Source organism: Streptomyces sp. NPDC055078, from assembly GCF_053607985.1.
Genome location: NZ_JBSGUP010000002.1, coordinates 48,655 through 64,677, shown reverse-complemented (window position 1 = coordinate 64,677; position 16,023 = coordinate 48,655). Strand labels below are relative to the sequence as shown.

Annotated in this window: 15 protein-coding genes; 6 read left to right on the top strand and 9 right to left on the bottom strand. The window is 68.9% G+C overall.

The features are described 5' to 3' along the window. Positions 1–11: 11 nt before the first annotated feature. From ACWF94_RS00655 to ACWF94_RS00645, 3 genes are all read right to left on the bottom strand, one after another. Complete coding sequence (locus ACWF94_RS00655) at positions 12–1,349, bottom strand: NAD-dependent succinate-semialdehyde dehydrogenase (RefSeq protein WP_453483301.1); 1,338 nt, start codon at positions 1,347–1,349, stop codon at positions 12–14. A gap of 94 nt (positions 1,350–1,443) precedes the next feature. Continuing rightward, positions 1,444–2,544: an alcohol dehydrogenase catalytic domain-containing protein gene (locus ACWF94_RS00650; RefSeq protein WP_453483299.1), complete on the bottom strand. Its 1,101-nt coding sequence runs from the start codon at positions 2,542–2,544 to the stop codon at positions 1,444–1,446. Then, positions 2,544–4,067, bottom strand: coding sequence for an APC family permease (locus ACWF94_RS00645; RefSeq protein WP_453483298.1), 1,524 nt, complete (start codon positions 4,065–4,067; stop codon positions 2,544–2,546). Before ACWF94_RS00645 ends, ACWF94_RS00650 begins: the two co-directional genes overlap by 1 nt. A 242-nt stretch (positions 4,068–4,309) precedes the next feature. On the opposite strand from ACWF94_RS00645, the gene ACWF94_RS00640 reads away from it, so the two are divergent. After that, complete coding sequence (locus ACWF94_RS00640; protein WP_453483296.1) at positions 4,310–4,948, top strand: TetR/AcrR family transcriptional regulator; 639 nt, start codon at positions 4,310–4,312, stop codon at positions 4,946–4,948. 124 nt (positions 4,949–5,072) lie between these two features. On the opposite strand, the gene ACWF94_RS00635 is transcribed toward ACWF94_RS00640, so the two are convergent. Then, the gene (locus ACWF94_RS00635) at positions 5,073–5,528 is read right to left on the bottom strand and encodes a winged helix-turn-helix transcriptional regulator (protein ID WP_453483295.1); all 456 of its coding nucleotides are present in this window, start codon (positions 5,526–5,528) and stop codon (positions 5,073–5,075) included. A gap of 107 nt (positions 5,529–5,635) precedes the next feature. Between ACWF94_RS00635 and ACWF94_RS00630 the strand changes: the two genes are divergently transcribed. The 3 genes from ACWF94_RS00630 (at position 5,636) to ACWF94_RS00620 (ending at position 6,938) form a co-directional block, all read left to right on the top strand. Next, positions 5,636–5,992, top strand: a complete 357-nt coding sequence (locus ACWF94_RS00630; protein WP_453483292.1) for a DsbA family protein — start codon at positions 5,636–5,638, stop codon at positions 5,990–5,992. Further along, entirely contained in the window at positions 5,929–6,177 is a 249-nt protein-coding gene (locus ACWF94_RS00625) for a DsbA family oxidoreductase (RefSeq protein ID WP_453483307.1), read from the top strand. Before ACWF94_RS00630 ends, ACWF94_RS00625 begins: the two co-directional genes overlap by 64 nt. An 80-nt stretch (positions 6,178–6,257) precedes the next feature. After that, positions 6,258–6,938 carry an SDR family NAD(P)-dependent oxidoreductase gene (locus ACWF94_RS00620; protein ID WP_453483290.1) on the top strand — a complete coding sequence of 227 codons (681 nt, stop codon included), beginning with the start codon at positions 6,258–6,260 and terminating at the stop codon, positions 6,936–6,938. Between the two features lie 258 nt (positions 6,939–7,196). Here ACWF94_RS00620 and ACWF94_RS00615 read toward each other — a convergent pair whose 3' ends face one another. Together ACWF94_RS00615 and ACWF94_RS00610 are read right to left on the bottom strand one after the other, a co-directional pair. Then, positions 7,197–7,652 carry a PIN domain-containing protein gene (locus tag ACWF94_RS00615; RefSeq protein ID WP_453483288.1) on the bottom strand — a complete coding sequence of 152 codons (456 nt, stop codon included), beginning with the start codon at positions 7,650–7,652 and terminating at the stop codon, positions 7,197–7,199. Next, entirely contained in the window at positions 7,642–7,920 is a 279-nt protein-coding gene (locus ACWF94_RS00610) for a type II toxin-antitoxin system Phd/YefM family antitoxin (protein ID WP_453483286.1), read from the bottom strand. The genes ACWF94_RS00615 and ACWF94_RS00610 overlap by 11 nt, the downstream gene beginning before the upstream one ends. Before the next feature lie 635 nt (positions 7,921–8,555). Here ACWF94_RS00610 and ACWF94_RS00605 point away from each other — a divergent pair. Continuing rightward, positions 8,556–9,428, top strand: coding sequence for a hypothetical protein (locus tag ACWF94_RS00605; RefSeq protein WP_453483284.1), 873 nt, complete (start codon positions 8,556–8,558; stop codon positions 9,426–9,428). Positions 9,429–9,547: 119 nt separating this feature from the next. Here the strand turns inward: ACWF94_RS00605 and ACWF94_RS00600 are convergent, their stop codons facing one another. After that, positions 9,548–9,673 (bottom strand): hypothetical protein, encoded by a 126-nt coding sequence (locus ACWF94_RS00600; RefSeq protein WP_453483282.1) that lies wholly within the window; start codon positions 9,671–9,673, stop codon positions 9,548–9,550. Between the two features lie 284 nt (positions 9,674–9,957). Here ACWF94_RS00600 and ACWF94_RS00595 point away from each other — a divergent pair, with 284 nt between their 5' ends. Beyond that, on the top strand, positions 9,958–10,932 hold the full coding sequence (locus tag ACWF94_RS00595) for a DUF6602 domain-containing protein (protein WP_453483280.1): 975 nt from the start codon (positions 9,958–9,960) through the stop codon (positions 10,930–10,932). A 129-nt stretch (positions 10,933–11,061) separates the two neighbouring features. Here the strand turns inward: ACWF94_RS00595 and ACWF94_RS00590 are convergent, their stop codons facing one another. Both ACWF94_RS00590 and ACWF94_RS00585 read right to left on the bottom strand, forming a co-directional pair. After that, complete coding sequence (locus ACWF94_RS00590; RefSeq protein WP_453483278.1) at positions 11,062–11,697, bottom strand: hypothetical protein; 636 nt, start codon at positions 11,695–11,697, stop codon at positions 11,062–11,064. After that, positions 11,694–15,926 (bottom strand): SNF2-related protein, encoded by a 4,233-nt coding sequence (locus tag ACWF94_RS00585; protein WP_453483276.1) that lies wholly within the window; start codon positions 15,924–15,926, stop codon positions 11,694–11,696. The genes ACWF94_RS00590 and ACWF94_RS00585 overlap by 4 nt, the downstream gene beginning before the upstream one ends. Positions 15,927–16,023: the final 97 nt, after the last annotated feature.

The following is a 16,023-nucleotide window of genomic DNA, read 5'->3' as shown; positions in this document are numbered from 1 at the left end:
GGCCAGGACCTCTAGGCGACGGTCCGGATGAGCTTCTTGTTGACGAACTCCTCGATCCCGGGCCGGCCCAGTTCGCGCCCGAACCCGGAGCGCTTGACGCCGCCGAAGGGCAGTTCGGCGCCTTCGGCGCCGACGCCGTTGACGAAGACCATGCCGGCCTCGATCCGGTCGGCGACCCGTGCGGCCTGGGCCGGGTCGGTGGTGAAGAGGTACGAGCCGAGACCGTAGGGGGTGTCGTTGGCGATCCGTACGGCGTCCTGTTCGTCGGAGGCGCTGAAGACCATCGCCACCGGGCCGAACAGTTCCTCCTGTGCGGCCGGGTGTTCGGTGGTGAGACCGGTCAGGACCCCGGCCGGGAAGTAGGCACCGCTCCGCTCGCGGGCGCTGTGCAGGGTGGCTCCCTGGGCCACGGCCGCGTCGACCTGGCGGCCCAGGTTGTCGGCGGCGGCGGCCGACGACAACGGCGCACCCGTCTCGCTCGCGAGCAGCCTGGTGGTGAAACGCTCGACGAACGCGTCGTGGAGGTGGTCGAGGACCACGAACCGCTTGGCGGCGTTGCACGCCTGGCCGGTGTTGTCGAGGCGGGCGGCGACGGCGGAGTCGACGACCGCGTCGAGGTCGTCCGTGGACAGGACGATAAAGGGATCGGAGCCGCCGAGTTCGAGGACGACCTTCTTGAGGTGCCGCCCGGCGATCTCCGCGACGGCCGCCCCGGCCCGTTCGGATCCGGTGAGTGAGACTCCGCGCACCCGGGGGTCGGCGATGATGTCGGCGATCTGCTCGTTGGTGGCGTAGATGTTGACGTAGGCCCCGGCCGGGAAGCCGGCCTCGGCGAACAGCTTCTCCAGCAGCGCCGCGGTGGCCGGGCACTGTGGCGCGTGCTTGAGCACGATGGTGTTGCCGAGTGCGAGGTTCGGGGCGGCGAAGCGGGCGACCTGGTAGGCGGGGAAGTTCCACGGCATGATGCCGAGGAGTACGCCCACCGGGCTGCGCCGGAGGACGGCGGTGCCCGGACCGGAGAGGACGTCGAGTGGTTCGTCGGCGAGGAACTCCTCGGCGTGGTCGGCGTAGTAGTGGTAGATGTCGGTGCAGAAGTCGACCTCGCCCTCGGCCTCCTGGAGCGGCTTGCCCATCTCGCGGACGATGCTCGCGGCCAGTTCGGCCCGGTGCTCGGTGTGCAGATCGCCGAGCCGTCGCAGCAGTGCCGCGCGCTCGGCGACGGCGCCGCTGCGCCCCCAGGCGGTGGCCCCCTGGGCGGCGTCGACCGCCGCCGCCACCTCGGCGTCGGTGGCGGTCGGGTAGGTAGCGGTGACCTCACCGGTGGTCGGGTCGGTGACGGCGTACATCATGCCTCCTGGAACTGGTCGGGGACGGCCGCGGCCGCCGGCGCCCCTGCGAGTGCGCATGCGTGTTCCTGTGCCGCGCGCGGGGTGGAGGGGTGCCTCATGGCTCAAGAATCGTTCTTGCACCGGTGTTCGACCGGAGGTCGTCGAACGCCGCCGCCGCCTCGTGCAGGGGCCGGGTGCGCCCGACCAGGTGATCCAACGGCAGTTGTCCGGCCAGGTAGAGGCGGGCCAGTTTCGGGATGTCGAGTTCCCCGATGCTGGAGCCGTAGTTGCAGCCGAGGATCCGTTTGCCCTGGTCGGCGAGGTCGAACAGATCGAACGAGGCCGTGGCGCCGGTCGCCGCCATGCCCACCAGGACCGCCGCCCCGCCCGAGGTGAGCATGGCCGGGAGTGTGCCGATGACCTTGGGGCTGCCGATCGCCTCGAAGGCGTAGTCCACCCCGCCGAACTCGTCCTGGCACCAGGCGGCGACATCGGTCCCGGCACCGTCGAGGGTGTGGGTGGCGCCGAACCGCCGTGCTGTGGCGAGGCGTTCGGGTGAGAGGTCGACGGCGATGACAGGGTCGGCCCCGACCAGGCGGAGGCCCATCACGACGGAGAGTCCGACTCCGCCCGTGCCGATGACCACCGCGGATTCGCCGGGGCGGACGCCCGCGGTGTTCACGACGGCGCCGACGCCGGTCGTGACGGAGCAGCCGAGGAGGGCACCGATGCTGAAGGGCAGCTCGTCCGGGACCTTCACCGCGGCCACTTCCGGTACGACCAGCCGCTCCGTGAAGGCGCCAAGGCCGAGGTAGGGCCACACCGGCCGGCCCTGGTCGTCCGCGAAGGGGGTGGTGCCGTCGGGGAGCATGTTGGCGACGGCCTTGGTGCCGGTGCACAGCCACGCCATCCCGGCCACGCATCTGCGGCAGCGGCGGCACGGTGCGAACCAGGACAGGACGACGTGGTCACCAGCCTTCAGCGAGGTGACGCCGGCCCCGACCGCGGACACCACTCCGGCGGCCTCGTGCCCGAGGACCAGCGGGCGGTCGCTGGGCCAGTCGCCCGTGACGACGTGCAGGTCCGAGTGGCACACACCCGCTGCGCGTACGTCGATCTCGACCTCGCCCGGTCCGGCGGACCGGAGCGACACATCACGTGAGTGGAGTCCCGAAGCGGGGTCGAAGACGATGGCGGGGGAGAGTTTCGACGGCATCAGGATGCCTTCACCTTTTCAGTGGTCGGGGTGACAGGGTCAGTGGTCCCGGTGGCGGGTTCAGCGGTCCGGGTGGCGGGGAGCCTGGTGTGGGGCTTGGCGATCAAGACGTAGAGCAGACCCGCGACGAAGAGGACGGAGAAGACCAGGATCACGGCCCAGACCTGGACCCAGCTGCCGTCGGCCGGGGCGAGCTCGACTCGGGGCCAGGCGATGTTGACGGCCTCGAAGAGCAGCCACACGACGGCGATCACGTTGATCACCAGGCCGGTCCGTCCCAGCCTCAGCAGTCCCGCGGCGGGGTTCCACCGGCCCGTCAGCCGGGCGACGAGCGCCACGACCGCCACGGTGAGGAAGATGAAGTAGAAGCCGCCGGAGCCGAAAGCGATCAGAGTCGCCGCGGCGTTGCCGTTCAGCCCGAGCAGGAGTCCGAGGCTGGCGAGCACGGCCGTCACGATGAGCGAGACGTACGGGATCTGGCGCGGCCCGACGGTGGCGAGCTTCGAGGAGAAGGGCAGCTGGCGGTCGCGGGCGAAGGAGTAGACGGCGCGGCCGATGTACGTCTGGATCGAGATGGCGCAGGCGAAGAACGCGATCAGGATGAGGACGATGAAGGGCTTCTCGCTCCATCCGCCCAGTCCCTGCGTCACGGCGGTGAAGACCGGGTCGGCGAGTGCGCCGGACACGGCGTCCTCAGGGCTGCGCAGCGCGAGGGTCACGGCGAGCCCGGTCAGCAGGACCGTGAAGGCGACGAAGAGGTAGGCCCGCAGGAGTGCCCGGGGGACGCTGCGTCTCGGATGTTCGGTCTCTTCGGCGACCTGTGTGGTCGCGTCGAAGCCAAGGAACGCCCAGCCGGCGACCGCGAGAGCGGTCAGGAAGCCGGCCAGGGCGGATCCGCCGGAGACCGACTCGGCGCCCAGCGTCTCGAAGAGGATCCCGAAGCCGTTGTTGTGCACGAAGACCAGCAGGAACACACTCACCGCGATGGAGGCGACACCCTCGGCGATGATGCCGGCGTTGAGGAAGTGCTTCACCGGGTTGACGCCGAGGAGGTTGATCCCGAGGGCCACGGCGACGAAGACCACTCCCAGGAGCACATGGGTGGCCGCCGGCAGCGTGCCGTCACCGAAGAGCATGTGCAGCCACGCCGCGCCCAGGTAGGCCACGGTGGCCAGGGACGCCACGGCGGAGGAGAGGTAGATCCAGCAGACCAGCCATCCCAGGCGTGGCCCGCCCAGCCGGCGCACCCACTGGTAGACCCCGCCCGTGATCGGGAACTGGGACGACAGCTCGGCGTAGACCACGGCGACCATCAGCTGCCCGAGGAAGGCGACGACGACCGCCCAGATCCACGCGGGGCCCGCGAAGACGAAGCCCAGCTGGACGACGGCGTAGACACCGACGACGGGCGAGATCGTCGCGAATCCGATCGCGAACACGGCCCACGCGGACAGGGTCCGTTTCAGCTCCTGCTGATAGCCGTACTCGGCGAGTTCGCCGGCATCGGTACGAGTGTCGTCCACGTTGGTCTCCTGTGCGGGTGCTGCGCGCTGGTCCACGTGCGCGGGCTGTGCCCGTACCGCGGGTCGGGGGCGGGGGTCGGCACGGTGTGCCCCGGGTGACGGTTCGAACGGTTCGATGGGGCGCTGAACCACTTCCCGCTGTCGGGGCGGGATGTCGCCCCGAGCTGCGGTTTTCTGTAGCCCGCCGCTATTGGCCATCTGACCAATTGCTGATTGGTCACTCACTCAATAGCATTCACTCCATGACGTCAAGGGATTCCGGCACACGAACCCGCAAGGCGCCGGCCGAGCGCCGCCGCGAGATCATCCGCGCAGCCGCACAGGTCGGGCTCGCCGAAGGACTGGAATGCATCACGCTGCGGCGGGTCGCCGACGAGCTAGACGTCCAGCCCGGACTGGTCGGCCACTACTTCCCCGCCGCCGACACGCTGGTGGCGGAGGCTTTCACCAGCGCCACCATGGCCGAGCTCGACGGCCTTCTCCCGGAAAGGCCCGCGGGTCCCGGGCACGAAACCCCGCTGAGCACGCTGCGGCGCTTCTTCACCCTCATCGCGAGCACCGAATTCGACAACGTCAGCAGGCTCTGGCTCAACGCACGGCACCTGTCGCGCTACCGCCCCGTGCTCCGCGACCACGTCATCGACCAGGAACTGCTCTGGTGCCGGCGCATCGAGCAGCTCATCGCCGCAGGCACGAGGACGCAGGGCTTCCGCTGCGCGAACCCCTGGGTGGCGGCCGTGCGCATCCTCGTCGCGATCGACGGAAGCAGCGCCTACATCAACACCAGCGCCGACACCCGTACCGCACCGATCGCCGATCTGGCCCGTACCGCCGCGGAGACGGAACTCGCACTGCCGCCCGGCACCCTGGCACCCTCCTGAAACCACCGCCGGCGCGGCGGCCGACCAGGCAGGCCCTCAGGGGAGCCGCGCGGCGGCGCCGTGTTCGCCGAGTCCATGCATCAGGTCCTCACTCCTGCGAGTGCGAGTGCGAGGCGTGACGCCTTCAGGATCGCGACGCGGAAGACGCGGTGGACGCGGAGGACGCGGTGGACGCGGTGGACGCGTTGGTGCCGGCGCGGGAACGGTTGGCGCGGATCTCGTCGTGGTGGTCGGCCGCCCAACCGATCAGCTGCTTGACGATGTCGTTCAGGCCGCCGCCGAGCGGGGCGAGCGCGTACTCGACGCGCGGTGGTACCTCGGCGTAGGCGGTACGGCTGATCAACCCGTCCTCTGTGAGGTGGCGAAGGGTGTGGGTCAGCATGCGCTGGGAGATGCCCGGGATCTGGCGCTGCAAGTCCGTGTAGCGCATCGGGCCGCCCTCCAGGACGGCGATGATCAACATGCTCCACTTGTCGCCCACCCGGTCGAGCACCTGGCGGATGAAGTCCATGTGTTCGACGGGGATGCTCGCGCACGGCCCGACCGAAGCCGCCATCCCGATACCCGCGCTGTCCTGCATAGCGCCCGTTCCTCTCCGTCGCGCACACCGATGTGCCTTTTGTATCGCCTTCCATACTGGCTCATCATGGCGTTACGAACAAACGGTAGGAATTGGAGGTCAGGCAAATGAAGGTAGAGATCTGGTCCGAGATCGCCTGCCCCTGGTGCGGTCTGGGCGGCCATCGGTTGGATCGGGCCGTGGAGCGATTCGAGCACAGCGGCCACGTAGAGGTGGTCCACCGCTCGTTCCCTCTGGGCAGTGGCCTCCCCGAGGACCGCACGCTCAGCGTCCGCGAGTTTGTGCCGGCCAAGTACGGCGTCATCCCCGGGCAGGCCGGCGTACCGGATATCGAAGGCATGGCCGCCGCCGAGGGCCTGGCCCCCTACCGGGTCCTGGACAACGAGTCGGGAACACCGACCTGGCCCACGAGTTCCTGGCTCACGCCTCTGCCGAAGGCAAGAACGGCGAAGCCTGGAACATGATCTTCCGCGCCTGCTTCGGCAAAGCCGCGTCGATCTTCACGCTCGACGACCTGCTCGGCCTGGCCGACGGGATCGGCCTGGACCGCGAACAGACTCGCCAGGCGCTCGCCGACCGGCGCTACCGACGTCAGGTACAGGAAGACGCACACCAGTCGCAGCAGCTCGGGGCAACCGGTGCCCCCTGATCTGCACACCTGATCCACACGCCGGCCGGGCATCCGATCTCCGCATGTCCCGGCGGTCACAACACGGAAGAGATCTCACTGTGCCCACTCTCGCCATCGTCGGCGCCGGCCCCGGCATGGGCCTGGCCATCGCCCGCACCTTCGGCAGCCGCGGCTTCGACGTCGCCCTGATCGCCCGTACCAAGGGGAAACTGGAAACGCTGGTCGCCCAGCTCGGCCAGGAAGGCATCACGGCCGCCGCGTTCCCCGCCGACATCCTCGACCGCGCCTCACTCACCGATGCCCTGGACGCGGCCAAGGCCCGCTTCGGCGGCATCGACGTACTGGAGTATTCGCCGGCCCCGCACTCCCCGGTGCCCGGCCTCACCCTGGCCGCTCCCTCGGAGGTCACGGTGGACAATCTGCAGCCAATGATCGAGTACGGCTTCTACGGCGCCATCACGGCAGCCCGGACAGTACTCCCCGCGATGCGCGAGGCGGGCGCCGGAACCCTGCTGTTCACCACCGGCGGCGGTTCCGTGGACCCGGTGCCGATGTTCGGCAACGCCAACGCGGCCCAGGCAGCTCTGCGCAACTGGGTGATCAACCTGAACAAGGAACTGGTCGGCAGCGGCGTGCACGCCGCTCACGTGGTGATCAACGTCTGGATCGGCGGGGGCGGCCCGGAAGGCAGCCCGACTGCCACGCCCGAGCAGATCGCCCCCCTGTACTGGGACCTGCACGAACACCGCGACCGCTCCGAGGCCGTCTTCGACGCCTGACAGTGAGGGGACCCTTGGCCAGGCTCCTGACGTGTCGAATCGGCCCCAGACGCTCGGTCCCCGGCCGTAGCGTCCGGGGCGTCGGTCGGCACGCCTGGGGCAGCTGCTCGTGAACGAATGCCGTCAAAGCGCTTGCTGTCATTTCCGGGGGACGTTGGCTGATGACCGCCCCTCGTGTCTTCGCCCTGGCTCATGGGGACTGGGCGAAGGCACGTTCGCGGCCTCTCACTTCCTGCGCAGCGCGGGGCGGACGGGGTACTACCGGTCGTGCGGGATCTCGGGCCGGGTGACGGGCACGATGGTGATCAAGTCGTCGAGGCCCTTGAAGTCGTCGGGGTTGGTGGTGAACAGGGGGAGTCCCTCGGCGGCCGCGACGGCGGCGATCATCAGGTCGGCTACACGGCGACGGGGCTTGCGGCCCGCGGAGACGACGGCGGCGCAGATTCTGCCGTAGATGCGGGCCGCCTCCACGTCGAAGGGGATGGGGTCGAATTCGTTCTCCGCGCGCTGCAGGACGTCCATACGGCGGGCCCGCTCGGCGTGTTCGTCGTAGTCGCTCTGCTCGCCGCCGCGTACCTGATGGGGGCCTGCGGAGAGTTCCGCGAGGGTGATGGTGCTGATGGCCATCTCGGCAGGCAGCTCGTCGGCGTCGATCCACTTGCGCAGGATCATGATGTTGGTGTCGAGCACGCCCTGCTCGTACTCAACGGGCATACGGGTCGTCCGACTCCTGCTCGACGACGGCGTCCTGGTCGTCGCGGAAGGCGCCCAGCGAGATGTCAGGGGCGGTACGTGACATGGCCGCGAACTCGGCGCGGGGAACGAAGCGGCGACGGCGGCGGAGCGGGATCAGCTCGCCGACACGGTGCCCGTCGCGGGTGACGGTGAACGCCTGTCCTCCCTGGACGGCGTCCATGATCTCTTTGGAGCGGGTGCGCAGATCGCGCTGAGTGATCTCCGGCTGCGCTGTCATGCTGTCCATGATAGCGGGTGTGCTACCTGGTGCTACACCGTTGCCCGCGATCGTGGACGGGTGAAGGCGCTTGCTCATAGAGCGATGTGCGTCCGGACGCGAAAGAGCCCCTCACGCGCTTCCGCAGGTGAGAGGCTGTATGCGCCCCCGGCAGGACTCGAACCTGCGGCCAAGCGCTTAGAAGGAACCCGACTCGTTCGATCTTGATACATCTCTGACCTGCATGAACGCGCCCCAAAGGCCCTTTTGTAGGGGGTGCCGTTCCACGCATTTTCCACAGCCTCGGAATGATGGATGCGCAGGTTCGAGGCTGATCTCTCTGCTCACTGTCTCGATACGGGGGCAGGGTCCGGTATCCATCATGGTGGGGTTGCGGGGGCTGGGGCTGTCGGGATCTCCTCGGCGGCCATACGCGTGCCCTTCGCTGTCCGCCCCGGCGGTCTGCGTCACTCCGCGCCTGTGCGACGGACCGTCGGGGGCTGAGTCGCACGTTGGAAACGGGCTTCGATTCCTGCCGGTGCCTGCAGGGGCCCGGCGGTGAGCCGTTCTCGCCGCACGTGAGTGAACTGCCATGTCATGCCGGAAACAATTCCGTCTCCTCCCGGTGTTGTAGCCCCAGCGGTAGCAAGATCGGGGAGGGGAAGGTGTCGGGGCTGAGGCTGTTTCATACAACAAGCGGCGTGACGGAGGTTGCGCCGCGTCTTGCTGAGGTCGAGTCGGATGTGCAGGATCTCGTCGAGGCCCACATGGAGACGATGCTGGGGGTGCGGTTCCTGGCGAGCGAGTACAGCACCGGCCCGGTGCACGGCGGGCGGATCGACTCGCTGGGTCTCGACGAGAACGGCGCACCGGTGATCGTCGAATACAAGCGGGCGACCGACGCCGGGGTGATCCACCAGGGGCTGTTCTATCTGTCCTGGCTGATGGACCACCGGGACGAGTTCCAGCGCCTGGTGCGCGACCGGCTCGGCACCGAGGCCGCGGCCGGGGTCCTGTGGAGCGCGCCGAGGCTGATCTGCGTGGCCGGTGACTTCACCCGCTACGACGTCCACGCCGTGCGCGAGCACCGCCGCAGTATCGATCTCGTGCGCTACCGCTTCTACGGCGAGCACCACATCGGGCTGGAAACGGTGGCCTCCGTAACCGGGTACACCATTGCTTCCCGGATGGCCCGCCGCCGGGGCGTGCGCACGGCGGGCGGGGCGATGACGGAGCTGGCCGCCGCGGTCGACGAGGTGCTGCTCGGCCTCGGAAACGACATCGTCCCCGTACAGCGCAAGCAGTACCGGGCCTACCAGCGACTGCGGAACTTCGCCTGCGTCTGCCCGCCGCAGCAGGCCAAACTCCTCGTCTATCTCAAGGCCGACCCGGGCACGGTGGACCTCGTCCCCGGCTTCACCCGGGACGTGACGGGACTCGGCCACCACGGAACCGGCGACCTGGAAGTCCAGCTGCGCACGGAGCGGGACCTGGAGAAGGCCCACGACCTGTTCCGCATGGCGTACGCGGTGGCGTAGCGGTGCTTGTCCCGGATTGCCCGAGGTGGTCGATGCCCGCGACCGGGCAGGGGTGTGATGCGATTCGTGGTGGTTGTGCCGCTGTCTTTCGATGAGGGGGGTCGGGGACTGGCGGTGGATTAGTCAATGGTCCGCTGGATTCCCGGTTTCGCCAACCGGGGATCCGGTGCTATACGCGGATGGTGGCGCAGGGTGAAGGCCGGGTCGTCGGCGGCGGTCGCGGCCTTGATGACGACGACGTCCACGCTCTTTCACGTTGGCCATGGAGATGCGGAAGGTGACAGCGGCCTGGAGGTCGGTTGGGGCGCTGCCCACCGCGAGATCGCAGTCCGGGCCGAGGCCGTATGCGGAGCCCGCCTGTCAGCCCCTTCAATTAGTGTTGGTGTCGGCCCGCGCCGATATGGCGTGCGTGGGTCAGGCCCGGTGCCCAGGAGTCTCCGGGGCAGTACGACTGGGCCAGCTGCCTTGTATGGGGGATGGCCGGAGCCGCTTGGGGGCCGAGAGCCGAGATGACGTCAGGGGGCATTTCGTGGGCACTCACGACCTGGAAGACTTCTTCGAACAGACTGCGGCCCGACTGGCGTCCGAGTATCAGCGCATCCGCAAGCGAAGTGACGACCACGGTACGTCCGGCGATGAGGGCGAGGCCAACTGGGCTCGCATCGTGCTGGAGCACTGGCTTCCCGAGGGCTATCACGTCGTGACCAAGGGGCGAATCCTCAGCTCCAAGCACCGTGGAGGGAACCCGCACGGCTCGCCCGAGATCAGTCCGCAGATCGACGTGCTGATCCTCTCGCCCTACTACCCGAAGTTCCTGGTGGACAGCGAGGTGAAGACCTATCTCGCCGACGGCGTAGTGGCGGCCTTCGAGTGCAAGAACACGCTGAAGGCAAAGCACCTGGCCGAGGCTGCACGCACTGCCGCCATCGTGCGGAGGATCACGGCGCCGAGGGGCGGGACACCTTATCGAGAGCTGTTCGGTACGCCTATCTATGGTGTCCTGGCCCACTCGCACGACTGGAAGGAGGAGACTTCCGACCCGCTTCGTAACGTGGAGAAGGCTCTGTACAAGGGCATCCAGGAGCTGAGTCACCCGCGGGAGATGCTCGACATGGTGTGCGTGGCGGACCTTGCCACCTGGTTGCCCGTGAAGATGCCGTGGGTTACCCGCGGGGACCGCAAGGGTGACTGGAGCAAGATCGAGGAGCGTGTCCAGCTTCCCGAGGCTTACGTGATGACACACATGCTTCGGGAGGTGAAGACGACGCCTCTGATGGCTTTCATGACGGGCCTCATGCGACGCCTGGCGTGGGAGGAACCACGACTGCTGCCGATTGCCAACTACTTTCATGAAGTGGCCCCGTTCGGCGGCAACGGGCCGGGAAGGCTATGGGGGAACGACATCTATAGCGAGGAGGTCCGGAGGGTAGTTACCGGACGCAGTTGGATCGCCGACGGTAGGCGCTGGCGGACCGGCGATGAGTGGGCACGGTTCATGATCTAGATGACCGAATCAGCCAATGACCTGTGCGCGCGTGAAGAAGTGCGTTGGGGCCGGTGCCGCACAGAGGTCACAGGGACTGCTGGACCGGGACGAACCGTCGGCCACGTCCAACAGAGCCCATCGAGCCCTCTAGGAAGCGGGGTTTGGTGCCGGTGTTCGTCCGGGGGATCGCTGGGCTCGCAGGTTGACGGTGCCGCGGTTGCGGACTGCGGTGCGGGCGGCGGTGTACGCGTCGGCGGGGCTCGATGCCGGGCGGGGTGCGGGTGCCCAGTCGTCTCCGTTGGCGGTGAAGGGATACCAGAGGTCGTCGGGGCCGAGCCTGATCTGGACACCGGTGGTGGGGTCGGTGATGCGGTTGTCGGTCACTTCCAGCGGGCCGGTGGCCGTTGCGCGCTTGGACTCGATCGCCCGGACTGCCTCGTCGAGCGCGGCTTCGTCGGGGCTGGAGGGGTGGAGGGCGACGCGGACGGCTGTGGTGCCACCGAAGGTGAAGGCAGCCCGGAGCCGGCGGAGTTCGGCCAGGCGCATGCCCGCTCGGCCCGCGGCGGCTTCGGCGTCAGCCGTGGAGCGGCCGTGCAGGAGGCGTACGAGATCGACGATCGGGTCGTTATCGAAGGGCTGGCCGTCCAGCAGGGCGCGGGCGCGTTGTGCGGCGTCACGCGCGAGGTCGGCGATGTCTGCGGCGCCGGCCACTGTGACGGGGGCCGGGGGCAGGTCGCGCTCCCACAGTGGCAGGGGCGGATTGCTGATTGTCTCGTGATTCATGTGCGTGCGCTCAGGGTGAGGAGGCGGAGGAGTTCGGAGTCGTCGAGGGCGCTGAGGTCGACCTCGCCCTGGGGCAGGAGGGTTCTGGCGAGTTCGCGTTTGCGGTCGAGGAGAGCGGTGATCCGCTCTTCGATGCTGTGGGCGGCGACGAGATGGTGGACGTGCACGTCGCGTTTCTGTCCGAGGCGGTAGACGCGGTCATTGGCCTGTTCTTCGGCGGCGGGGTTCCACAGGCGGTTGTAGTGGATGACGTGGTTGGCGTGGGTGAGATTGAGGCCGAGGCCCCCGCTCTGCGGGGTGAGGATGAGGACGCTCCCGGCGTCGGTGTTGAAGGCGTCGAGGACCGTGGTCCGCTGGGTGGGGGTGAGCTGGCCGTCGAACACGGCGGTTCGGTAGCCGCGGGCGGTGAGGTAGGCGGCGAGGATCTTGTCGGCGTGGACGTAGGTGGTGAAGACGAGGGCCGATTCTCCCTGCTCCCGGATGGGATGGAGGAGCTGGTGCAGGGCTTCGAGTTTGGGGGCGCGCCGGCCTGCCTCGTGGGGGTTGTCGGCGATGGTTTCGAGGGGCTCGTCGAGGTAGTGGGCGGGGCTGATACAGATCTTGCGGAGGCTGGTGATCAGGTTGAGGATGACTTCGCCCCGGCGGGGGTTCGAGGGGTAGGTCTGCAGCTGCTTGAGAGTGTCGCGGGAGAGACCTTCGTAGAGCCCGATCTGTTCCCGTGAGAGACCGATGAGATGGGTGGTCTCGTTCTTCCGGGGCAGGGCGATACCGAGGTCCGGATCGTTCTTCAGGCGGCGGAGCATGAACGGCTGGAGAAGCTGATGGAGACGGTCGATTGCCTGGCGGGCATCAGGGTTGCTGCCGGGGTTCTCGATCGGCCGGGCATAAAGTGCGTTGAACTGGGCTCGGGAGCTGAACAGTTCGGGGTTGCACCAGTCCATGATCGCCCACAGTTCGTCGGGCTGGTTCTCCACGGGAGTCCCGGTCAGGGCGAGACGCCGGCCGGTGAGCTTGCGGGCCAGGCGCGCGACCTGGGTCCGGTCGTTCTTGAGTTTCTGTGCCTCGTCGGCGATCACCAGTCCCCAGGTGATATCGGCCAGTGAGGCGTGGTCCTGGCGCAGCAGGTGGTAGCTGGTGACCACGATGGCGTTCTCGCGCATGCCGGCGAGGGAGCGCTGGGGACCTTGGTAGCGGACGGTACGGGTGCCGGGGGCGTGGACGGTGATCTCGCGGCACCACTGGTCGACCAGGGACTGGGGACACAGCACGAGGGTCGGGGCGGGCGCCCGCTGGGTGCGGTTGAGGTGCAGGGCGAGGGCGGTGACGGTTTTGCCCAGGCCCATGTCGTCGGCGAGGAGTCCGCCGAAGCCCAGGTCGAGGAGGCGGCTGAGCCTGTGGACGGCACTGGCCTGGTACGGGAAGAGGGTGGGTCCGCTGCGCTGCGCGGGCACGGTGGTGCGGGCGGGCGTTCTCAGCTCCTCGACGAGGTCGGCCAGTCCGTCGGCCGGTGTGCAGGCGTAGGTCCGTCCGTCCAGGGTGATGGTGCCGTAGAGCACGTCGAGGAGCGCCTGGCGGGCGGGCTGGGACGGAAGGGACCGGTGGCGGAGCTTGTCGCGGGTGCCGTCGTCGATAAGGATCCACCGGTTGCGCAGCCGTACCCAGGGCATCGCCGCGTTGACGAGGGCATCCAGCTCCGCGGGCTCCAGGACTGTGCCGTCCAGGGCGAACTGCCAGCGCCGGTCGAGAAGTTCACCGAGACCCATCCGGCCTTCCACGGCAGGCAGGGGCGAACCGGTGCCGACAACGGCGGTGATCCCGAGTTGACTCGCCCAGTCGCCGGCCCAGTCGACCTGAATACCTGAGCGGGCCAGTTGGTCACCGACGCTGCCCTTCAGAAGCACGGCATCCTGGAGGCTGAGGACGAAGGCATCGGGGCGGGCCTGCGCCCCCAGGGGCCGCAGCGGCGGGAAGCAGCGACCGGCACGCCGAAGCGCCCGGGCGGTGCGGGAGGCGAGATCGTGGTCGGGATCGGGCAGGGTGTGTGCCCCGTTCCAGACGTCGCGGGCCTCGACGGCGGAGCCGGGATCACCGGGATGTGCCAGCAGTTGGAGGGTGCCGTGGGTGCGGGTGGAGGTGGGGCTTCGGGGGGAGTCGATGCGCAGGATCATCGGCGGTGCGTTGTCGGGAAGGACCTCGTCCTGGACGGCATCCGCCCAGTCCTGCAGGATCGCCGGGACCGGGTGCGGGTAGCGGACAGAGCTGGCGAAGGGGCGCAGGCCGAACAGCAGGTCGGCGGCGGGTGGGGGGAGGAACTGGTCCGTGAGTGCGTCCAGGGCCGCCTTGAGCGTGACCAGTGGTTCGGCGGGTTCTTCGCGGTCGGGTTCCTGGCCCGTCGCCATCAGGCTGCGGGGCAGGTGGACGAGTTCCTTGGCCAGTTCGTCCAGGCGCACCAGGACGGCGGCAGGCAGCGGGCCGCACTTCCACACCGGCTGCCGCTCATGGGGCGACTCGGCTTCGCTGATCGCTGGATAGACGCAGCCGGCGGCGATGGCCTCCAGTCCCGCACGCGCAGCTTCGGCCCACACTTCTGCGGACGTGCTCCAGCCCGAGTCGGGGGCGGCCAGCAGAGCGGGCAGGACTTCGGAGAGGTCCACACGCCAGCATTCGACGGTGTCGACCTCCCCACCGGGCAGCAGAAGCCGCCGTGAGACGACGGCGTCCGGGTCGACCTCGGCGTCGCGGGGCGGGTCCAGGAGCAGCCATCCCGCTTCCAGGGGTCCAGCGGACTGGTCGAACGCGAGGTCCCGGCCATCGTCGAGTGCCCGCCGCACCAGGTCGGCGGGGGCCGCCGCAGGGGCAAGGCGCCGCTGGAGACCGATGGTGTCCGGATCGACCGGCGGAACCGGCAGCTTGCTTTCGGACACATCGGCCTCGTCCCGCGCGGGCCTCGCCAGTGGCACTGGGAGGACGGGCACCGGGGCGTCGGCGGATTCCGCTGCTGGGGGAGAGGGCGCCGGGCTCGTCGGCAGGGGGTCGATGAGCTGGTGGTTCAGCATCAGAACGAGGCTCTCCGCCGCCGCCTGCCGCGCTGCGGCCTTGCTCGGCCCCTTGCCCGATCCGGTGAGCGTATTGCCCTGGTGAACACACGCGGCGCGGGCCGTGAACGGGAGGCCGCCGTCTTCGGCAGTCACGCTGACGGCACGGACCGTGCCGCGTTGCTGGGCCTCGTGCAGAACCCCGACCGCCGTGCTGGTCTGCGACACCACCAGCTCACTTCCCCTGGCCGGGGGGTTCTCAGGGCTGGGCAGACCGGTCACCTTGGCCAGCAGGTGGACACGGGCCAGGAGCAGGGCCTGTGACTTCGACGGGGACGTGCAGGGCGGTCCGATCACGATGTCGTCGCCGTCGCCGACCGCCGCTCTGGCCAGGTACTGCCCTCGTGCCGGAGCGGGGGCGACCTCATCACGCGGAGCCCGCAGCCCCTGCTCCTTCGCGAAACGCTGCAGCAGGACCAGCGCAGTCTGATGATCCATATTCGGTACCGCGGCAAGGGCCTCCTCGCGAGCGCGCCGCCACACCGCGCCTGTGCTGCGGAAGAGCAGCCGCTCCGCCAGCGACAGGGTCATCAGACCGGAACGCGCCCGCACCACTACGTGCTCCGCCAGCGCCCGCTGATCCTCCTCCCCGGGGCCGACGAGCACCGACAGGAACTCGGCGGCATTCAGTACCGCGTACGGGGTTTCCCGCAACGGCAGCGCCGGCCCGCCCGCTACGGCGACAGCGGGGTCCTCGTCCGTGATTCCCGCGAGGCTCGCGAGCAGACTGACCTGAGCACGCTGATGGGCTTCCTTCTTCGTCCGGGCGGTGCACCACCGGCTTTCGTGCACCACACCGCCGGTCTCCATCGAGACCCGGGCGGTGAACCCGTCGGTGGCGGACGAGCCCGGGGTCCACTCCGGTTCCCTGACCGGTACGCCCAGACCGTGAGCGTGCATGGACAGAATGCTCGGAGCCAGATGGGGACGCCTCGCCACGCGCGCATAGGCCGCTTCACGCGCGGCCTGAGCCCCGCCGCCGTCGATGGGGACGAGAAGGAGCATCCGCAGGTCGCTCAGCGACAGTTCGTCAGCGGCTGCCCGGTGGCGGACCTCCGCAGCGTTGTCCTGGTTGAGTACACCCCGTCGGTAGAGCGCTTGAACCCAGCTCATCGAGGTGCCCACCGCGGTCATGCCCGCCCTCCGCGGATCGCGGCGCGCGGGCATGTGGTCATCGAAGTTCCGGTCACGCTCCGCCACACTAGACTACATAGAGCAATGATTGAGTGCG

Bases quoted from the DNA above. Each gene is read 5' to 3' on its own strand.
- ACWF94_RS00655 (WP_453483301.1), bottom strand. From the start codon at position 1,349: ATGATGTACGCCGTCACCGACCCGACCACCGGTGAGGTCACCGCTACC.
- ACWF94_RS00650 (WP_453483299.1), bottom strand. From the start codon at position 2,544: ATGCCGTCGAAACTCTCCCCCGCCATCGTCTTCGACCCCGCTTCGGGA.
- ACWF94_RS00640 (WP_453483296.1), top strand. From the start codon at position 4,310: ATGACGTCAAGGGATTCCGGCACACGAACCCGCAAGGCGCCGGCCGAG.
- ACWF94_RS00635 (WP_453483295.1), bottom strand. From the start codon at position 5,528: ATGCAGGACAGCGCGGGTATCGGGATGGCGGCTTCGGTCGGGCCGTGC.
- ACWF94_RS00630 (WP_453483292.1), top strand. From the start codon at position 5,636: ATGAAGGTAGAGATCTGGTCCGAGATCGCCTGCCCCTGGTGCGGTCTG.
- ACWF94_RS00615 (WP_453483288.1), bottom strand. From the start codon at position 7,652: ATGCCCGTTGAGTACGAGCAGGGCGTGCTCGACACCAACATCATGATC.
- ACWF94_RS00610 (WP_453483286.1), bottom strand. From the start codon at position 7,920: ATGGACAGCATGACAGCGCAGCCGGAGATCACTCAGCGCGATCTGCGC.
- ACWF94_RS00590 (WP_453483278.1), bottom strand. From the start codon at position 11,697: ATGAATCACGAGACAATCAGCAATCCGCCCCTGCCACTGTGGGAGCGC.
- ACWF94_RS00585 (WP_453483276.1), bottom strand. From the start codon at position 15,926: ATGACCGCGGTGGGCACCTCGATGAGCTGGGTTCAAGCGCTCTACCGA.